This is a genomic window from Bartonella sp. AA83SXKL (assembly GCF_042196965.1).
GTDB lineage: Bacteria > Pseudomonadota > Alphaproteobacteria > Rhizobiales > Rhizobiaceae > Bartonella.
This window is the reverse complement of record NZ_JBHIRG010000244.1, coordinates 1-643: the sequence shown is the minus strand read 5'-3', so window position 1 is coordinate 643 and position 643 is coordinate 1. Positions and strand designations below refer to the sequence as shown.

Genomic DNA, 643 nt, shown 5'->3' with positions numbered 1-643 from the left:
CAAGCGGATATTGTACTCTTATTGCCAAAGATAGAAGAGGCGTGTCCTCACGGGCTTGCTCCTACAACTTCAACAATTATGCAATTGGCAATGGGAGATGCGTTAGCTGTTGCTCTTTTAGAAATGCGTGGTTTTACTGCGACAGATTTTAAAATTTATCATCCTGGTGGTTCTCTTGGTGCAAGTCTTAAATATGTTCGTGATATTATGCATCAGGGTGAAAGTATTCCTTTGGTTGCGCAAGGTACAGCCATGGCTAAAGCTATGAGTGTTTTGGTTGAAAAACATTTTGGTTGTGTGGGTGTTGTGAATCAAGAAGGTGAATTAATTGGAATTGTGACGGATGGTGATCTTGCACGCAACATTCACGTTAACTTATCGAAATTTAATGTTGATGAGTTAATGACAAAGGATCCCAAAATTGTCGAGCCAAATACACTGGTTGGTGCTGCAACAGCTTTTATTAATGAGCACCATATTGGGGCTTTTTTCGTGGTTGAAAATAAGAAGCCGATAGGAATTGTTCACTTTCACGATCTTTTACGCATTGGTGCTGCTTAAGTAAAAAATACCCACATTCGATAAAATTTTGTTTTGTGCAACAGCTTTATTGAGATATTTTTTGGAAAAAGAGGAGTGTTTT

The 643-nt window shown here is 38.4% G+C and carries 1 protein-coding gene; it reads left to right on the top strand.

Going from position 1 to position 643, the window contains the following annotated elements:
• Positions 1-561: CBS domain-containing protein (locus ACFINO_RS10885; RefSeq protein ID WP_375655872.1), on the top strand; the 561-nt coding region annotated here is incomplete at its 5' end.
• Positions 562-643: the final 82 nt, after the last annotated feature.